Raw genomic sequence first — 17,303 nt, 5'->3', positions numbered from 1 at the left:
AGTCTGGAAGATGTGCTTGACGCATCCAACACGGTGTTGCTGTGCGCGCCGGTATCGAACGGTGAGGTCAGCTACCAGGGCTTCGTCAACGAGGAGCAACATGTCGGACTGCCGCTTGCAGACTTGGCTGAGCCTACGCGGAGTGTTTCGTCGACGTTTTTCGATTTGACGCGGCAGCCGCGGCGTATCCTGACGAGTCCCTGCTGGACGGGCCTGGTCAACGACGGTCGTGCGTATTCCGCTTGGTGTATGAATGTCGAGCGCTTGGTGCCTTGGCGTACGCTAACCGGTCGCCAGTCGCTGTATCTCGATCACCAGTGGTACCTCGACTTTGGTGAGCATATACCGACCTACAAGCCGCGGCTTAATCCGCGCAAGACCGGTGACATCGTGAAGAGCCGGGTTGATGATCGTTCGCTAGTTCTGAACTACATCACGCCGCACGGTAAGTGGAACATTCACTCCACCTACAAAGATAATCACCGCATGTTGATGCTATCTCGCGGCATGGATCCGGTATGGATTAATGACAGAGACGCGGAGAAGGTTGGTATTGAGGATAACGACTGGGTCGAGGTTTACAACGACAACGGTGTCGTCGTGACGCGCGCCAATGTCAGCCGTCGAATCCAGCCCGGTACCTGCATGTATTACCACGCGGTCGAGCGCACGGTGTACATTCCGAAGTCCCAGGAACGCAAGTGGCGCGGCGGCGGACACAACAGTCTGACGCGTATTCGCATCATCCCTTGTTCCTGGCCGGTGGCTATGCCCAGTTCACCTATGGATGGAATTACTGGGGACCGACCGGCATCTTCACGCGCGACACCCATGTCGTCGTGCGTAAGATGGAGAACCTGGAATGGTAGGTGATATCGCGACGCAGACTATGAGCTTGCAGCCCATTTGAACTACCCGGGAATTGCTAAGCCGTTTGGTGTGAGTCACGCTGCCAGGGCCGATTCTCCTATGGCTTAGCAGCATCGATGATCCCCCTCGGCTTTGGAAAGGCGGTTGATGACCTCAGCGAGAGAGGGGACCTGGCTGTCGTTGCGTCATACTGAAGCGTATTCGACCCTCGCGATGTAGTTGCGCAGTCGATCAACTAAAGACGTTCAGGAGAGTGCCGTCCTATACGATGGAGCTCGCCGCCCTTGTACAGCATGGTCGTAGACTTGCTCGGTCGGTTCCTGTCAGCACGCGTGTTCGGACCGACGCGCCGAGAGCCTGAGTTTTATCGAGGCCTTAAAGGCCTACCAGCTAGGCGTCAGCGGATTCCCCATTTGGGTACTCCCGATTACTGGGTGACGCCGGATAGATATTTGCAACCGTACAGGCAGATCAGATCGAAATTCGACTTGCGACGGGAGAGTAGGTCCATAGAGGTAATACGTGAACTGCGTATCACGCCGATCGAACGAACCGCTTCGCCAACCGTTCTGCCTTGCGAAAGTAAAACATCAACCTGGCGCAGCTTCGTTACAATCTCTTCTGCCTTGTGCTTCTGGGGCATTCCAACGTCCTCTCTAACGGCTATCAGGCTAATTCAGGGAGGGCCACTTTTCAGGAGCCAGACCACCGCCATGGACGGCCAGGCCGACAAGGACCGGCCATGCCGCCCGCCCGCACGACATGATCAATGGGCAAGGTCCATCTCCATGTTGTGAAGTCCTAAGTTTACCGCCAGGTTTGAGCTGTCGTCAGCTGGGTATGAGTGAGCTCTGCCAGTCCGGAAGCATCTTTACTACCTGCACACTTTGTCGCATTCAGTTGAATTTTGCGCTCCTGTCCCTAGATAGAAAACATGCTCTAGCGATAAGATTTCCAGGTTGACGTGGCCGCTCCTTCGCTTGCGAAGGCAAGAGCAAGACTCTCCCGTTTCCAGAAACGTAGCTCGCTGGCCCGGATCAGTGCCAGCGCGGCGTAAGATTGCGCGAGGTATGCAGATGATGCTGATAAGTACTGGTTGTTTGCTGCTTGCTTGGGCGGCCTTCATTTGGCTCTGCAATCCAGATGGCCTTGGGAGAACCTTTACGTCCGACGCTGCGCGAAAGCCGCAAATGAGATATTAGGAGATTGATCGTGATTACGGGTTCACAGTGCCGTGCTGCTCGCGCACTTGTTGAACTTTCGAGGCCGATGCTGGCGCGACGCTCGGAAGTCAGCGTGGACGCCATCGAGCGGTTCGAGAATGTCTCCGGATCGCCGAAGCGCACCGAAATCCAGGCAATACAAGACACCCTGGAAAAACTCGGAGCGGTTTTCATCCCGGAAAACGGGTCTGGTTATGGAGTGCGCTTGAAATTCAACAATATGGAGGCCGCGGAAATCGCGCGCTTCGAGTGCGAAGGTGGATTGGTTGCGGATGACCGAGTTCCATAATGCGTATGTCGCCTTTCACCACCCGATGCGACAGATCACGGATGTATTGACTGTCGCCCAGCCCCGCTAGAGATAGCGGGCACTCATCGGCGGGGTCATGCCCGCGTCGCTCAAATTAGCCCCGAAGTTCTGACTCGCGTCGCGCACCGCAATTCGGCGGGACAATGCGTGCGCAGGTCGTTTAACCAGGAAAGGAGAAGCTATGGCTGTGAAAAGAAAAACTTCGCATCTGCGTCCTAGTAGGAAACTGTCTGGAAAGGCTGTCTATGGGGCCGAGGGGAAGAAGATCGGCTCGATCAAGCACGTGTTGGTTGACGAGAAGAAGGGAAAGATTGCCCATGCCGTACTGGGTATCGGCGGATTCTTTGGCATCGGCGACGCTCACTACATCGTGCCTTGGAACGTGCTAACATACGATGCCGATCGAGGCGCGTATAGCTCCGACATCAGTGAGAACCGGTTGAAAGGCCGTCCGAAGCATGGTGTGGAGACTATCTTTGACTTGAACGCTCGATATGCCACGCTCCACCCCTCCAATAACGAGTTCGTGGTACATCCAGGCTAAGCACTGATCCTTGATACCCGCCGGGATTTCCCGGCGGGTTTTTGCTGATCACTGTCGTTCTGACCTTCTATAACATCGCGGTTTCCTACTTATGTCTGCAGCCAACCACAAGTGAGGCGTTGGACATCAGGGCGCTCAACCTCGAGGTTGCCGCTTTGTCGGGCGGCAGCCCGCGCAAGCTGCTGGCGTTCAAGTCCTGCTTACGGCTCCAGATGTTCGCCTTAGGTAGCGTTCGCAGTGCTGCAGATCGCCGCGAAGGTGGAGGGAGAATAAGCGCTCGCACAGCTAATTAGGTTTACTTCTGGAGCCGAGGCGTCGGCGCTTCGCAAGGAGCCGCGTCGACGTTTATAAGCAGCATCATTTGACACAGACGTAGAGAAGCCATGCGCATTGACCATTTTGGGCGGGCAAGGGAGGCATGGCCTCTCCTTGCCGGCCGGGCCGTCAACGGCCAGCCGCCATACACTTATAGGGAGATCTGCGACGAGATCGGCGTGCATTGGCGAAGCGCCCACCATTTTCTGGGTATCATTCGAAGGCATTGCAGCGCGAGCGGACTACTGCCATTGCAGGTGCTGGTGGTCAATGCAACGACACATTTGCCGGGCCAGGGCTGCACAGGGGTGCCAGGAAACCGCTCCGCCTACGAAATCGCCTTGCGCGCGATATACGCTTACAGATGGCCGATTGCCGCTCCTTTCTAAAGAGCTAGCCTAGGCTCAGTGGTCATTTGAGCCTGCGTGGCTCGGTGGTGCAACGGGACGGGCGCGGAGCCCTCGACACAGAGCAGCGTTCCGTCCTGGTGAGCTCGGTCCCGTGGTCACTGACGATCATCGTCGAGCAGCCTCGTCGAGCGATCACGGCATCGAGTTCACGACCCTCCCGGGTCCTCGACAACGACGTATCGGCGACCAATGCGATGAATTCCCGGTGAAGTCATCCACCACAGCTAGGATACGAAAGCGCCGGCTGTCAGTGTGTCGCTGACGAAATCAAGCGACCAGCGTTGGTTCGGTCCCTGTGGCAACGCCATCGGAGCCCGTGTTCCCAGAGCTCTTTTACGTTCAACTCGCCGGCGGACTTGCAGCCGCTCCCTCGGTATACAGCCGCCTCAGCCTCTTGTGGGTGATCAGCACGCCTTCGCTGCGGATCAAGAGAAGCAGAGGGCGATAGCCAAAGCGCGGCCGTACCGACGCCAACTCACGCAGTCGGACGCGAATGGTCGCGTCGTCAGGCCGAAGGCCGAGACAACGCACCGAGGATCGATCAGTCCCGATCACTTCACACGCCCGCCGCTGACTGACCTCAAAAATCGACAAAGGAAGTGGTCATCTGGCATCGCCGAACACGTTAGACCACTTTCAAGGCCAGGTTACTGGTCTGTTACTTGAAAAATGGTCCTTTCTAAATTTGGCTGTTGGATATTAAGGAGGAATTCTAATGTCCGACAGAAACACAAGGCGAGGCCGTCGCGGAGCGGCGCCAGCTCCACGCTAGGAAAGTGCCATTGGATGCCGCATCCTGCACCAGCGCCAACACAACGTATGTCGCTGACACTTGCGCTGCAACGGTAAGCGAACCCAGTTCATCGAGCGTGGCCAGTGCAGATGGCGCCATCTACCTACTCTAAGATATGAATTATACTTCCTTACTCAACACTGCATGAGCGATGGATGTCAGTGACATACCAGCACAGGAATAGACGCATGCGCAACTACACTCGCAGTCACGCTTCCGAGAAGTGCCGCTACGATGCCGGTTCGACCATGTGAAGCTATCACAATAAGTCGCAGCTTCTCTCATTTGCAGTGGTCACGATGGCTACGTCAGGGTCAAACTGAATGAGGTGAAGCGTCTCGCACTCCACACCTGCGGCCTTCGCCTCATTAGCTATACCATTCAAAATTGAAGTGGCGTGTTTCCGCGCCTCTTTCATGCGTGAATCCGACGCATCATATGGGTTGAACGCTTCAACGGTAAGAACAAGAACCTTAGCGCCCACCGCGCGCGCAAGAGATAACCCATGTGCGACGCCTTTATTCGCCAGTTCCGAGCCATCTGCAGGAATCAAAATCTTACGGTACATAAAGTTTCCTCGGTTTAAAGGGTTCACACAATCGCTTCCAGGGCAGCAGCCGGAGCATTACTTGAACGAGAACAGATGCGATAATCCCTCGTTCAATCACGGCCATAGATCAATGATCATTTTGCGCTTACGTGAGCGGCAAAATTCCTGTTACTGGCCTTCTTCTTTGAAGCAGCCTTGTTAAGTCTCCCGCTGAGATTGGCCGCCTCTGATTGCGCTTGACATGATGCGATCAACTTCTGCGCTGCTCATTCAAAATTCGGCGGCCGCATTCTTCCTTTTGGTCCTTAAATCAATACACGTCTCTTCGATACCCAATGTCCAAGATCAACGGGGAGGTCGGAATATGGATTCGGTAGTCGCCCTGTCCGACGCGATAGACGGGGTGATCGCCGTCCATCACGCCCAGGATCTTCTTCGATCTAGGAGGTATCGAATTCGCTGCGAACCAGGACGGAAGCGTACCGCTCGAAAGCTGCCCGTATAAGCACGTCTCGCAGGTCGCCCGCCGTGTCTCTCGGCAGCAAGGAACTGTCAGGCTTGTTCAGCGCCGTTAATGACCGGCTGAAAAGCGAAGCCGAACTTAGGCGGCTCTCTGAGTTGAAGGACCACCGTTGCTCGAGGTAGAGAGACGGGCGTCAACTGCTTTACATCAGCGTACCTTTGGCTTGGGATAAGCAGATCGAATTTTTCTTACTCAGTGCGCTCCCTAAGATATCACGGCTAAGCGCGCGCCAGCGGTAACCGACTAACGATTTGCCACTTCGGCCGACGAGTTTCCTACCGTCTTGTGGTGCTTAGCCCGCGCAGCGCTTGCCAGCGTTGCCGCTGCTTTTGGTTCGATCGGAGGGTGGTCATGGTGGATGCATTGAACCTCGGTCGGCGTCTGCGGGTGCGTTCCACAGCTTACATAGCAAGTGAGACGCTGCCGTTTTTCTGGCCGATACGCAACTTCATCAGCCGCAATCCGCTGCGCGGGCTGGAGAGTATGCCGTTCGAGCAGGCGGTGCGCCGCGCGGCTGAACTATTCAGGGGTCGGATGTTCTTGCCCCGCAGTAACTACCAGCAGTGGCAGCGCGAGGGCAAAATACGGCAGGATACCCTCACGGAGGAAATCGGACGACGATCGCAGGATCTGCTTTCCGTGCCGGGCATCGACTGGCCTCGCTGGGTGCACGCGATGATGCAGTTGCCGCATGACCGCGAAGTGGTGGTGCCGGGCGTGCGGGCGAAGGACGTCCACGCCGCGCTGCAGGGCCGGCCGTCTTCCGCGGAGGATGTCGACGTTGCGGCGTTGCTGCCGGATCTTGAGCAGCGGCTGCACGCGCGCACATTGCCAGAGGCGGTCGACGCATTGTGGGGCACCGGCCTGGCCGACGAACTCGACGAGCTGGTGATTAAAAACTGCCTGGATTTTTTCGACGAAGACCAATCTGCCTGGCGTATGCCCGGGCGCGAACGCGGCCTGTTCGTCGCCTGGAGAGAACTCACACGGCGGAGTGCGCGTATGTTCCTGCGCGGGCTGCATGTGCGACACATCGTCGATCTGGTGCAGGACGCCGAGAGCGCGGTCGTGTACGTCATGGAGGAGATGGGCATCAGCGCCGATACTTGGCCGATCTACTTCACGCGCGTGCTCACCCGGTTACATGGCTGGACCGGCTTTGTGCGTTGGCGCGCGTCGGCCAAGCACTACTATTGGACGCAGCAGTACCCCGCCGACATCGTCGATCTGCTGGCGATCCGGCTCGTAATGGGCTTGGCGTTGCTGCAGGAGAGCGCGCGCAGTCGCGGCACGCCGGTCCGGCGTGACCAGCTCAATAGCGTGTTGCGAGAACGCGGCGCGGAAAGCGTACTGCGCTATGCGCTACACAGTGGCGAGGTGTTGCCCGATTGGGCGCAGCGTATCGACGACACCCTGTCGCGCGGCAACGGCACCCGCTGCCATGATCTCCTGCAACGCTACTGGCCGTTGTGGCATGCTCAACTTGGGCAGGAACAAGCCGTCGCGTTGCGTGAACTGGCCACCGCGGCGAATGCTACCGCGGTGCTCGATGCGCTGACGCCGGAGGAGGTCGCGGGTCTGTTGCACGGCTTGCGGGAGTTCGCGCAGCAGGAAGGTATGGTGTGGACCCTGGCGATGGAGGCGCAGTCCATCGACCGGCTGCTTACGCAGGTGCAGGTGCCGCAGGAATCGCCATCGGACAAGCGGCCCTTCGCGCAGGCTTGGTTCTGCATCGACGTGCGCGCCGAGCCTATCCGCCGCCACCTGGAGCGCGTGGGCGATTATCAGACCTTCGGCATCGCCGGATTCTTCGGTGTGCCCGTGGGCTTCCTCGGCTACGGTAAGGGCAGCGAGCGTCACTATTGTCCGGCCGTGATCACGCCCAAGAACCTGGTGCTGGAGCTGCCCGCCGCACTAGATCCCAATAACGAGGATTTCCACAGCATCCTCGGCCATGCGCTGCACGATCTCAAGAAATCGGTGCTCTCGCCTTACGTCACGGTGGAGGCGGTGGGTATGCTGTTCGGGTTGGACCTGTTCGGCAAAACCTTGGCGCCGCTGGCCTACAGCCGCTGGCGCAGCCGTATCGATACCGAAAAGCCGGTCACCCGCCTGTTGGTGGACAAGCTCACCCGCGAGCAGGCCGACTCCATCATTCGCACGCTGCAACGAGCGATGATCGTCAAGGCGCTGCATGACGAACTGAAAATCGAGCGCGAGCGTGTGGATGCCGACGTGATCCGCGAACTGCGTGAAACCGCGCTGCGACACAGAAATGGGCCGACGCGGCTGTGCACGGAGTTCCGCGTGCCCCAGACGCAGGAGGCCGAGTTCATCGACAAGCTGCGCGAGATCTATGGTATTGCTGCCAAACACGCCAATCACCAGCTCGTGCGACTGGGACGCATAGGTTACTCGCTCGAAGAGCAGGTTAACTATGTGCACACGGCCCTGACGATGATTGGGCTGACCCATACCTTCTCGCGCTTCGTTCTCATCGTCGGCCACAGTGGGAAAACCGAGAACAACCCCTACGAGTCGGCGCTGGACTGCGGCGCCTGCGGTGGCGCCAGCGGCCTGGTTAATGCCCGGGTGTTCGCGCAGATGGCCAACAAGCCCGCAGTGCGCGAACGGCTGGCGGCCATGGGCATCACCATCCCGGAAGACACCTCGTTCCTGCCCGCGCTGCACGTCACCACCACAGATGCCATCGAGTTGTTCGACCTCGACCTGCTGCCGCCGCGCCATCTGGTGTATCTGGATCGCTTGCGCAACAGCCTGCGAGCGGCCTCACGCCTGACGGCGGCCGAGCGCATGTCTAAGCTGTCAACGGAGGCGAAGGAGATTCAGCCAGCGCAAGCCTTGCGTTCGGCAAAACGCCTCGCGGTGGACTGGGCGCAGGTCCGGCCGGAGTGGGGGCTGTCGGGGAACGTATACGGCATCGTCGGCCGGCGCAGCCTCACGCAAGCGGCCGATTTGCAAGGGCGTCCTTTCCTGCTGTCCTACGACTGGCGCTGCGACCCTAAGGGGCGCTTGCTGGAAAACCTACTGGCGGGGCCGGTGGTTGTGGGCCAGTGGATCAATCTAGAATATTTCTTCTCCACCGTGAACAATTCTCGTCTGGGCAGCGGCAGCAAGGTCTACCACAACGTGTCCGGCCGCTTCGGCGTGATGACCGGTAACCTGAGCGATCTGCGAACCGGCCTGCCAATGCAGACGGTGATGCGCGAGGGGCGCCCTTACCACGAGCCGATGCGCCTGATTGCGCTGATTGAGGCGCCGCTGGACTTTGCCGGCCGTGCGCTGCAGCGCGTGGTCAAGGTCAAGAGCTTGGTGCTCGGCGGGTGGATTCGCGCCATCGTCATCGACCCCACCCAAGGCTACAAGCCTTTTGTCTTCAACAATGGCCAGTGGGAAGAGCGTCCGGCTCTCGGCGCTCCTGCCGAGCCTCCACTCGGCACAGATAAGTCGCGGCCAGGGCTCGGTCGAGAAACGCTGTCGCCGTCCGACGCCCATGCCACCCACGGCTAAATGAAGAAGATCGCAAGCGAACCCCCGCCTGCCGACGCCAAGTCGGCTTCTGTCAGCTAGTGTGTGCGTGCGGCCGGCAATTCATGACTCTATGAGCTTTTCGAAGAAAAGAGCGGGACGTCGCGCATCAGGCGAGAAGTCAAGCGCGATTCGATTTCGCTGATCGTAGGCGCACTGCCTCATCGCTCGATGAAATCGGAAAGCTGATCGATTGGCAGTCGGTCACGGCTCTTTTCGATCCTGGTTATTCGGCCGCCAGGGCGAACTCGCCTGGCTGCCGCTGGCAATCTTCAAGACGCCGCTGCTGTCGATCTGGTACGACCCGTCGGACGTGAAGCTGGCGGAGGCGCTGTAGCGCTGTCCGTCCCTCACTTCGTCACGATCTCACATGGGAGCTATTGAAAAATCAGGGGGAACACAAAATTGATGCTACCGTTCGCGGCGTGGTGGAAGCTCGCGCGGCGCATCTGCTGCGCATAGCGGACGCTTGGGATTCCAACTAGGCCCAATGTGCACTGATATTAAAGGTCGATCATATGCGATTGCGCGGGGCAGCATGATTTGAACCTGTGATGAAGGAAACTTTCGCGCTGCCAGACTGCGCTACGCTCCGTCGCCGATTGCCGTGAACACAGGATACACGAGCCGAGCACGCCGTGGTCTGCCAGAAATTGGTCAGGAGGAAAGGCTCGCATTGCAAGGAACAATTCGTTCAACGAGACCGTTTGCCCTTAAGATGGAGGCACTATGTCTAAATTTTCTGTAGGCGATCACGTCAGCTGGAGTTCTGAAGCGGGCCGGGTGACCGGAAAGATTATCAAGGTCCACCACGGGGACTTTACCTACAAAGGTCATCGGCATCGCGCGTCGAAAGACGATCCCCAATATGAAATCAAGAGCGATAAAACGGATCACGTCGCGGCCCACAAAAGAGGCGCGCTCTCGAAGATTAAGTAATGGCGGGCGGATTCACAACCATCGGTCATTCCAACCGTAGCCTCGACGAATTTCTCACAATGCTTCGGGGCGCGAGGGTTCGCATTCTCATTGACGTTCGATCGTTTCCGCGCTCGCGTTCGAATCCTGTTTTCAACATCGATTGCTTGCCAGACTCCCTCGCCCAGGTGCAGATCGGCTATCGACACTTTCCAGATTTGGGAGGACGCCGGCGGAAGCAGCCGCAAGTCGATGAAAAGCTCAATGCGATGTGGCGGGTGCAGAGCTTTCATAACTATGCCGATTATGCATTAGGCGATGCGTTTGCGGCCGCGTTCGAAGAACTGATCGCGATCGGAAAAAGCCATCGGCTGGCGTTGATGTGTTCGGAGGCCGTATGGTGGCGCTGCCACCGGCGGATCATTACCGACTATCTGCTGTTGAACGGCTCCCCCGTCGATCACCTGATGGCAATCGGAAATACTGACCACGCAACGCCGACGCCCGGCGCGCTGAAGACGGAGCTGGGAAAGGTCATTTACCCTCCTTCTCCGCCCGGTTAGGGGCGCAAGCGGCCAGAATTTCGCATCCCTGCGCGATCTTTCCAAAAAAATACGGACCCGGGTAACTGGGGCAACGCGGGAATCGTCCGACGTTGGAGCAGGGTCACAATGTCGGATATCAAATTCCGCGGTCTCGGCCTCGTCATCCGGCGGCTTGACATCCCGCGATCGCCCGACGCTAGATCACTCAGCGCAGCATCTCGCAGCGATTGTGCAAATGGCGCGTTCCAGGCGAGGATCGTCTACGAGCCGTTCCAGCCGGGCAAGCACGACAATTTCTCTCCGTGTCGCAAGCGCAGTGAGAGAGGCGTGCAAAAAGCGGTCTCAGCCCTAGGAATCTTGGCGGCAATTCGCAGTGGCATTTCGCAAGCCTGGGCGATACGGATCGCATCCAACGGACCTTTCTCCGCTGTCAGGCGCCCTAAGAACGCCAGATAGCCAGATATGATCCTGGTTCGTAGGAAGGACGAAATAGGCACGACGGTAAGCCGTGCTGAATCGTAGCGATCCATTTCGCATCCGGAAGCTGCTGGCGCTGGGTGTCGGAAATTGCGACAAAGCTCGCGCTCGAAAACTCCCGGGCCACGTCAGGCAACCCTGGAAGGTCCAGACGTCCGTGCACCGTAGTAACGAACGGTACTCCTAACCGTTCGGAGAGAATGCGAAGAAGGCCCTGCGGGCTTACGCGAAGGCCCAGCAGTTGCCAAGCGCCGGACAGCAGCCGCGGCCGCTGCACGACTCTGGCGCTGTCGCAGCCGGATGCCTGCAACGCCATGGTTAGCGTGTCGGTGGCGTCTTCCGCCTTCATCGTGGTGCACAGCTTCCACACGATGATGTAGCGAGAGAAGTCGTCGAGCACGGTCGACAGGTCGAACCATCCCCATCCGCTGACCTTGAGATAGGTCAAATCGGTCTGCCAGAGCTGGTTCGGCGCTGTCGTCTTGTCGTGGAACTCGTCGGCGGCCTTGATGACGATGAAGGCCGGGCTGGTGATCAGGTCGGGCCTTGAGCAGGCGATAGATTCCGACACGAAGTAGCCCTTGGTGTCGGTGAAGGTGACCGCCAACTCCCGAGGCGATAGCTCCGGCTCATTTAGCGCCAGCTCGATGATCTGATCTCGCGTCTCCTCGGGAATGCGGTTCCAAACCCGGTTCGGCCGGGGCCTGCGATCCTCCAGCGCGTCGATACCGCCAGTGAGGAAGCGATCATACCAGCGATTGAAGGTCGACCGTGGAATACCAAGTTTTTGCAGCGTGCGCTGCGCCGACAGGCGCGACTGCTCGACCAGCCAGATCTCCAGCGTCTCGGATGCGGGATATCTCATTCGCCGCCGCCCCCATCCGCGATCATGCTTTTTTAAAGCAGCCGCAGCTCTGGCGCCTGTTCGGCGACGACCTCCTTGAGATCGCGCGCCTCCTTGCGCAGCACTTTCACCTCGTCGCTGGTGGCCGCCCGCGCCGTATCGCCGGCAAGCCGCTTCTTGCCGGCTTCCAGGAACTCCTTCGACCAGTTGTAATACAGGCTCTCAGCGATGCCTTCGCGGCGGCATTCGAATTCTCGCCAAGGCAATGGCGGTTCGGCGGTTGCAACAGAAAAGCTTCCGCAGCACGATTTCATGCCGTTCACGCGGTCATGGATCTTTTTGTCGGCTCGTTCGGAACACATCGCATCAGATTGCCAAGTCGAATTCTGCACGAAGCCGATTCACGACAGCCTCAAGGATGTTGATAGGTCCCTCGTCGGGTTCCCCACCATCTTGCATGGTAGTCGCCTTCCAGGTCTCGCCATCCGGCTGAACCGTGATCGCCATACCGGTCGGCCAGGCGCAGACTTCTTCTATCTCAACACGAATGAGAGCTTCCAGTTCTGCGGCAGATTTCGCGGGCCGTTTCATATTGTTCCTTCAAACCTCCCGACCCAACGCGCGGAAGTCCGGAAAGTTTACGGAATCCTGTAAACAATTCGGGTTTGAACCGAAGTTTCAGAAGATCAACGGCTAGGATCAGAAGGCCTACATCCTCTCGGTCAACGTCAATCGGAGACATATGACCTTCGCGCAGCGGGCGATGGCGACGGCGATGATCTACCCCGAAAGAAGAGCAATTGAAATGAACGCGCCCGACAAGTTCGAACGACTAAAGCCACTTACGAAAGAGCAGAAGGAAGCTCGTAAAGAGAACCGGGAAGCCGAGGCCAGAATGGCGACGGCTGAGAACGCAAAGGCGGCAGCGGAATTTGCCAAGAACCGCGAGCGTCTAAAGGCCGAGCGGTTGGCGCGTGAGGCCGGCGAAATTGCTTCGAAGAAAGAGGACTAAAGGCGACGCGGTTCGGAACGCACTCCCGGCGTCTCGCATTGAATCGCCCGGAACGGGATCGAGAGCCGCAATCCGATCCTGGACCCGAATTGGCCCGCTGTGACACCCATCCGGCGGGCCTTTTTGTTTTCAAAATGATTCCATCTATTTTGGTGACTGAAGCTCAGGAGAGCGCAGCCAACGCTCCATGTGTGCGGCTGCTTCGGCTTGGTGCGCCTTACCTTACTCTCGTTCGTCCCTCTCAGCGCCTGGCGGAAGCGTTTCGGCCTCCATGCGGACCCGCTCGGCTTCATTGTGACGTTCGACGAAAGTCAGCTTTTATTTGAAACGACTCCGTGTTTGCATGGGCGCGCGCTCCTTTCCGTTCGAGGAAGGCGGGAGCGCAAGCGAGCGTTATCTTCGCCTCTCACTTCGCCATCCACGCTCGCTTCTATGTAGAATAGAATGTCTCGTCATCTGTGACGATCTGCGAAGCGCCGAGCACGCCTCACTATGAACGTTTGTTCAGTTACTTAGCGGAAATTTAAGGTCGCACGTCGGAACGCAGGACGTCCGTATTGATTAGCACTCCACACGTAAAGGAGTGCTTATGAAAAAGTTGCTTGTAGTAACGGTAGTGGGCGTGGCTGCACTGGTAAGTGTTTCCGCTGCAAACGCGGCGAACGAAACAATAGGATCAAAGGACCTAACCCAGGTAGCCCAACTATCAACCGTTGGTTCTCGACATCGGCACTATGGTCACTCTCACGAACGGCACTACGGCCACTCTCATGGTCGGCACTATGGTCACTATTACCGTCCGCATTATAGAAGCTACGGCTACGGTCCGCAGTATTATGGCGGCGGCTATGGTCGGCCCTATTACGGCGGTGGATATGGTTATGGTGGTCCCAGCGTAACGTTCGGCTTCGGCGGAGGCGGGTACGGTTGGTAAGGTAAAAAGCCCGCAGCGATGCGGGCTTTTTCTAGTTTAGCTAAAGTTGGTCCCCGCCACCGCCGGGATTTTTGAATAGACGAACACACCTAATGCCACCACGTAGCGGTTCAGAGGCTCGAAGCCACCGCCGCTATTGCGACGACGACGTGTTGCGAATGGTGACCACCGCTCGTGCCCTGGCTAATACGTCAGGCTTTATCGCCCTTATTACCGAATTTGAACGATCCTATCGATAGTAGGAACGATAGCATCCTCGCCAAGTTGCTCAAGACGAGCCCTCGCTTGCCAAAGTGGCTCGACTTTCCAGCTTCGATCCGAATGAAAGCAAGCGAGCAAATGAGGAGGAATTTGAATCATGAGAATGAAGAGCAGCAGATTTCTAGTCACAACGGCAGCGTTGCTTACCAGCGTGAGCCTTGCTTCCGCGCAAAGCATGAGCGGCGATACGGGCGAAAGAGGAACGTCGGCAGGTAGTTATTCCAGAAGTGGAACGGACAGCGGCGTTTCGCGTGAGAGTGGCCGGACTGAAGGCTCCTCCTCACGCGGCAGCGAATCCAGCCGCGCGCAGCGCGAGGACTCTCGCATGCACGAGCGCAGCCGTGCCGACGGCGAGCGCGAACGTAGTAAGGGCCAGACGGTTGGCCAGGAGCGCTCAGAACGTGACACCGACCGCGACAATGCGCGCCGTTCGGAGGAGTCGAACAAAGAGCAGCGCGACACGAGCAAGGACCGGGCGCTGCAGCGCGACGGAAGGGACAAAGGTCAGACGGTCGGTCAGAGCAAGCCTGAGCGCGACGATGCAAGGCAGTCGGAAGATCGCACGCATGATAAGAGCAAGGCTGACAACAAGTCTAATACCAGCAAAGCGGATCTTCCGGCATGCAGGGGCAGAGCCCCCAGGACCGAAACTCAAGCTCCGGCAATCAGAACGCGGCGCGGAACGAGACCAACACGCAAGGTCAGAACCAGGACCAGACCAACGCTGGCATTCAGACCAAAAGCGGAAAGAGCGTGACGGCGCAACAGCAGACGACACTGCAGCAATCGGTGGTACAGGCCAACAACGCCCCGCGTGTTAATGCGAACTCGATCAATTTCCAGGTTCGCTCTGGTATCGCGGTTCCGTCGAACGTGACCGTCGCCTCGGTCTCGGCCTATCCAGCGCTGATTGACGTGTTTCCTGCCTATCGCGGCGATAGCTTCTTCGTTGTGGAAGACGAGGTCGTAATTGTCGGTCGCGATCGCCGAATCGTTGATGTCATTCCCGCCGGTCCGCGTGCGCGCTACGCCGGCGGTGGTGGTGGCGGCGGGTCTGGCGCCGCAGTTGATCTGCCAACCGACGACGTCCGCGTCATCCAACGCGTGTTGATCGATTGTGGTTTGCTGCAGGGAGATGCCGACGGCGTCTGGGGTCCGGCGACCCGCGAAGCCATCACAGTATACCAGCGGCAACAAGGTATTGCTGTCACCGGCAGTATCGACATGCGCACGGTGTCGTCGCTTGGCGTGTCCAATCGGCTGAGCCAGCAGGCAACCGAGAGCATTCAGTCGCAATCTTCGTCGACTGACGCTCAGACCTCAACTGACAGCCAGACCACAACGGGGCAGGCGCGCAGTGGTCAGACGGGGCAGCCGGTGAGCCAGCAAAACGCGACTGGTCAGTCACCACACCAGGATTCTGGCCGGGCGCAGAATCCGAGGTCTTCGACAACGGGACAGAGCATGCCCAACCGGTCGGAAACGAAGGGCCCGGCAAACCCGCCGTCGCAGAGCGGAAGCTCGTCGACGGACGCGAACCAGAGCACGTCTCCGAACTCATCGTCAGACTCCGGTTCGACAAGAAAATAGTCTGCCTTAGGAATCTATACTCCATCAAAGAGCTCGCTTCGGCGGGCTCTTTTTGTTTGTTCACTCCGACGAATTGGAAGACCGTTCCGGTCTAGCCGCTCAGGCTGGGCGATCTATCAGATCACCCAAATGCAATATAACCATAGGATTCCTGTGCCCCAACGAGTTGCAATCAATCTACCCGTGCCTCATCTGCACACCTGTCCCTGTCGCAAACCCCATCCGGCTGGCGGTTGATCAAGAATCGCGCGATGCTGGTGCTCGATGTTGGATTTGTGCAGACTGATCTTTGGAATGGTGATCGACCTGCTGCGGTCGCGAGTTGCGCTTGAGGCAGAAATTCTGGTCTTGAGGCAACAAATCAATGTGCTGCGGCGAACTCGTCCCAGGAGACCTCCCTTCATCTCAGTTGAACCGACTGATATTGGGAGGTGTCTGCCGGCTGTTTCCCAAGATGTATGATGCACTGGCGATCGTCCGACCGACACTGTGATCCGTTGGCATCGTGCCGGTTTCAGATTGGCTGGAAATCGAGGCATCGCTGCGGTCGACCGGCTGTGCCGTTAGAAATTCGCCGGTTGATCCTCCAGATGAGCCTCGCCAACCCGTTGTGGGGAGCGCCACGAATCCATGGCGAGCTTCTCAAGCTGGGCATCGAGATCGGCCAGACCAGTGTGGCCAAGTATATGGCGCGGAGGAGGGTGCCTCCGTCGCAGGGTTGGAAGACGTTTCTTCGCAACCATGCTGACGGTATCGCGGCGATGGACCTTTTCGTGGTTCCGACAATCTCGTTCCGACTGCTCTATGGGTTGCTGATCATGGGCCACGGCCGTCGGCAGATCCTGTGGTTTGCTATGTTCAGCATGTCGATGTGCCAGCGCTTGAGAACTGTGCAAAGGAGTCCAGGGTTCAAGTCTTCATCACGGCGCTGCCTGACGTGTCCCATCAGCGTTGTTCATGCTCTCGTTCGGGACTGCGCCATTGGAGATAGCAATGAAGGATCCGATGTTCTCGATTGAAACAGACCCTGACGCGGGTGTCCGAATCGTGGTCACTCGGCCCGACGGAACGCGGGTTACCATCAGGGGCGGCCAATCCGAAAGCCCGGTCCCAGATCACGAAGCACGATGCCCCCAGCTCGCAAGCCTTCTTGAGCGAAGCGATCCGCCACGCGCGCCGCAACTGGCGCAAGACCGCGTTTGCCGATCCGCTCACCAAGCGCCGCGACCTCCTTCTATTCCGGATATAGCCGGGCTGGGTGGATCGGGAAGCACGCATGGCTGAGCCCCTTGACCGGCATGCCTGGCACGCGAAGCCGGAACTGAGATTCAATTTTATTTCGTTCTTAAAGAACGAATCCAGTCATGCAAATAGACCCGGCGCAAACCGTAAAAAATGGTTTTGAATCGATATCGCCGCGTAAGCCTGAGCATCAACCCCAGCGCACCTGCTGGCGCCTTGTGTATTCCTCGAATGCCCTCTCGTGTTCCGGTTCGCACCGATAACGCGACCAACCGTCCTCGGCCTCGCCGTCGTATTCGGCAAAGAGAAACAGGTATATACGGAGCCGTTGGTTATCGTCGGTGTTCCGAACGTAAAACGTTCTCATGTTCCAGACCAGAGTTTGCCCATGAC

Annotated in this window: 14 protein-coding genes and 5 pseudogenes; 11 read left to right on the top strand and 8 right to left on the bottom strand. The window is 58.1% G+C overall.

From position 1 onward, the window contains the following. Positions 1–873: molybdopterin dinucleotide binding domain-containing protein (locus tag GGQ85_RS19550; RefSeq protein WP_309775922.1), on the top strand; the 873-nt coding region annotated here is incomplete at its 5' end. A 512-nt stretch (positions 874–1,385) separates the two neighbouring features. Here GGQ85_RS19550 and GGQ85_RS19545 read toward each other — a convergent pair. Then, a pseudogene (locus GGQ85_RS19545) lies at positions 1,386–1,513 on the bottom strand (IS3 family transposase); the annotation flags it as partial. A 653-nt stretch (positions 1,514–2,166) separates the two neighbouring features. On the opposite strand from GGQ85_RS19545, the gene GGQ85_RS19540 reads away from it, so the two are divergent. Continuing rightward, on the top strand, positions 2,167–2,382 hold the full coding sequence (locus GGQ85_RS19540) for an XRE family transcriptional regulator (protein ID WP_309775921.1): 216 nt from the start codon (positions 2,167–2,169) through the stop codon (positions 2,380–2,382). Positions 2,383–2,584: 202 nt separating this feature from the next. Continuing rightward, entirely contained in the window at positions 2,585–2,947 is a 363-nt protein-coding gene (locus GGQ85_RS19535; RefSeq protein ID WP_079448290.1) for a PRC-barrel domain-containing protein, read from the top strand. An 801-nt stretch (positions 2,948–3,748) separates the two neighbouring features. Here GGQ85_RS19535 and GGQ85_RS19530 read toward each other — a convergent pair. The 3 genes and pseudogenes from GGQ85_RS19530 to GGQ85_RS19520 form a co-directional block, all read right to left on the bottom strand. After that, positions 3,749–4,254: pseudogene (locus tag GGQ85_RS19530) on the bottom strand (DDE-type integrase/transposase/recombinase); the annotation flags it as partial. Between the two features lie 130 nt (positions 4,255–4,384). Beyond that, on the bottom strand, positions 4,385–4,564 hold the full coding sequence (locus tag GGQ85_RS19525) for a hypothetical protein (RefSeq protein ID WP_309775920.1): 180 nt from the start codon (positions 4,562–4,564) through the stop codon (positions 4,385–4,387). 59 nt (positions 4,565–4,623) lie between these two features. After that, positions 4,624–5,033, bottom strand: a pseudogene (locus tag GGQ85_RS19520) (universal stress protein). A gap of 856 nt (positions 5,034–5,889) precedes the next feature. Between GGQ85_RS19520 and GGQ85_RS19515 the strand changes: the two are divergent. The 4 genes from GGQ85_RS19515 to GGQ85_RS19500 all read left to right on the top strand — a co-directional run bounded on the left by GGQ85_RS19515 (position 5,890) and on the right by GGQ85_RS19500 (position 10,568). Beyond that, positions 5,890–9,069 carry a DUF2309 domain-containing protein gene (locus tag GGQ85_RS19515; RefSeq protein ID WP_309775919.1) on the top strand — a complete coding sequence of 1,060 codons (3,180 nt, stop codon included), beginning with the start codon at positions 5,890–5,892 and terminating at the stop codon, positions 9,067–9,069. Positions 9,070–9,280: 211 nt separating this feature from the next. Beyond that, complete coding sequence (locus GGQ85_RS19510; protein ID WP_309775918.1) at positions 9,281–9,424, top strand: hypothetical protein; 144 nt, start codon at positions 9,281–9,283, stop codon at positions 9,422–9,424. Positions 9,425–9,816: 392 nt separating this feature from the next. Then, a complete protein-coding gene (locus GGQ85_RS19505; protein ID WP_309775917.1) occupies positions 9,817–10,026 on the top strand; it encodes a hypervirulence associated TUDOR domain-containing protein in 210 nt (69 codons plus the stop codon). After that, positions 10,026–10,568 carry a DUF488 domain-containing protein gene (locus GGQ85_RS19500; protein WP_309775916.1) on the top strand — a complete coding sequence of 181 codons (543 nt, stop codon included), beginning with the start codon at positions 10,026–10,028 and terminating at the stop codon, positions 10,566–10,568. Before GGQ85_RS19505 ends, GGQ85_RS19500 begins: the two co-directional genes overlap by 1 nt. A 314-nt stretch (positions 10,569–10,882) precedes the next feature. On the opposite strand, the pseudogene GGQ85_RS19495 reads toward GGQ85_RS19500, so the two are convergent. From GGQ85_RS19495 to GGQ85_RS19485, 3 genes and pseudogenes are all read right to left on the bottom strand, one after another. Continuing rightward, positions 10,883–11,226 (bottom strand): annotated as a pseudogene (locus tag GGQ85_RS19495) (glycosyltransferase family 4 protein); the annotation flags it as partial. 54 nt (positions 11,227–11,280) lie between these two features. Beyond that, positions 11,281–12,116 (bottom strand): annotated as a pseudogene (locus GGQ85_RS19490) (DDE-type integrase/transposase/recombinase); the annotation flags it as partial. A gap of 121 nt (positions 12,117–12,237) precedes the next feature. Next, on the bottom strand, positions 12,238–12,462 hold the full coding sequence (locus tag GGQ85_RS19485; RefSeq protein WP_309775915.1) for a hypothetical protein: 225 nt from the start codon (positions 12,460–12,462) through the stop codon (positions 12,238–12,240). A 151-nt stretch (positions 12,463–12,613) separates the two neighbouring features. On the opposite strand from GGQ85_RS19485, the gene GGQ85_RS19480 reads away from it, so the two are divergent. From GGQ85_RS19480 to GGQ85_RS19465, 4 genes are all read left to right on the top strand, one after another. Continuing rightward, positions 12,614–12,883 (top strand): hypothetical protein, encoded by a 270-nt coding sequence (locus GGQ85_RS19480; protein ID WP_309775914.1) that lies wholly within the window; start codon positions 12,614–12,616, stop codon positions 12,881–12,883. A 1,816-nt stretch (positions 12,884–14,699) separates the two neighbouring features. Then, positions 14,700–15,668 carry a peptidoglycan-binding domain-containing protein gene (locus GGQ85_RS19475; RefSeq protein ID WP_309775913.1) on the top strand — a complete coding sequence of 323 codons (969 nt, stop codon included), beginning with the start codon at positions 14,700–14,702 and terminating at the stop codon, positions 15,666–15,668. A 590-nt stretch (positions 15,669–16,258) separates the two neighbouring features. Then, positions 16,259–16,687: a hypothetical protein gene (locus tag GGQ85_RS19470; protein ID WP_309775912.1), complete on the top strand. Its 429-nt coding sequence runs from the start codon at positions 16,259–16,261 to the stop codon at positions 16,685–16,687. After that, positions 16,684–16,917 (top strand): hypothetical protein, encoded by a 234-nt coding sequence (locus GGQ85_RS19465; protein ID WP_309775911.1) that lies wholly within the window; start codon positions 16,684–16,686, stop codon positions 16,915–16,917. The genes GGQ85_RS19470 and GGQ85_RS19465 overlap by 4 nt, the downstream gene beginning before the upstream one ends. Before the next feature lie 183 nt (positions 16,918–17,100). On the opposite strand, the gene GGQ85_RS19460 is transcribed toward GGQ85_RS19465, so the two are convergent. Beyond that, on the bottom strand, positions 17,101–17,303 hold a 203-nt coding region (locus GGQ85_RS19460; RefSeq protein WP_309775910.1), incomplete at its 5' end, for a hypothetical protein.

Origin of the sequence: Nitrobacter vulgaris (genome assembly GCF_031453995.1) — a bacterium.
Taxonomy (GTDB): domain Bacteria; phylum Pseudomonadota; class Alphaproteobacteria; order Rhizobiales; family Xanthobacteraceae; genus Nitrobacter; species Nitrobacter vulgaris.
Note: the sequence above shows the minus strand (reverse complement) of the source record. Positions and strands in the feature narration are given on the sequence as shown.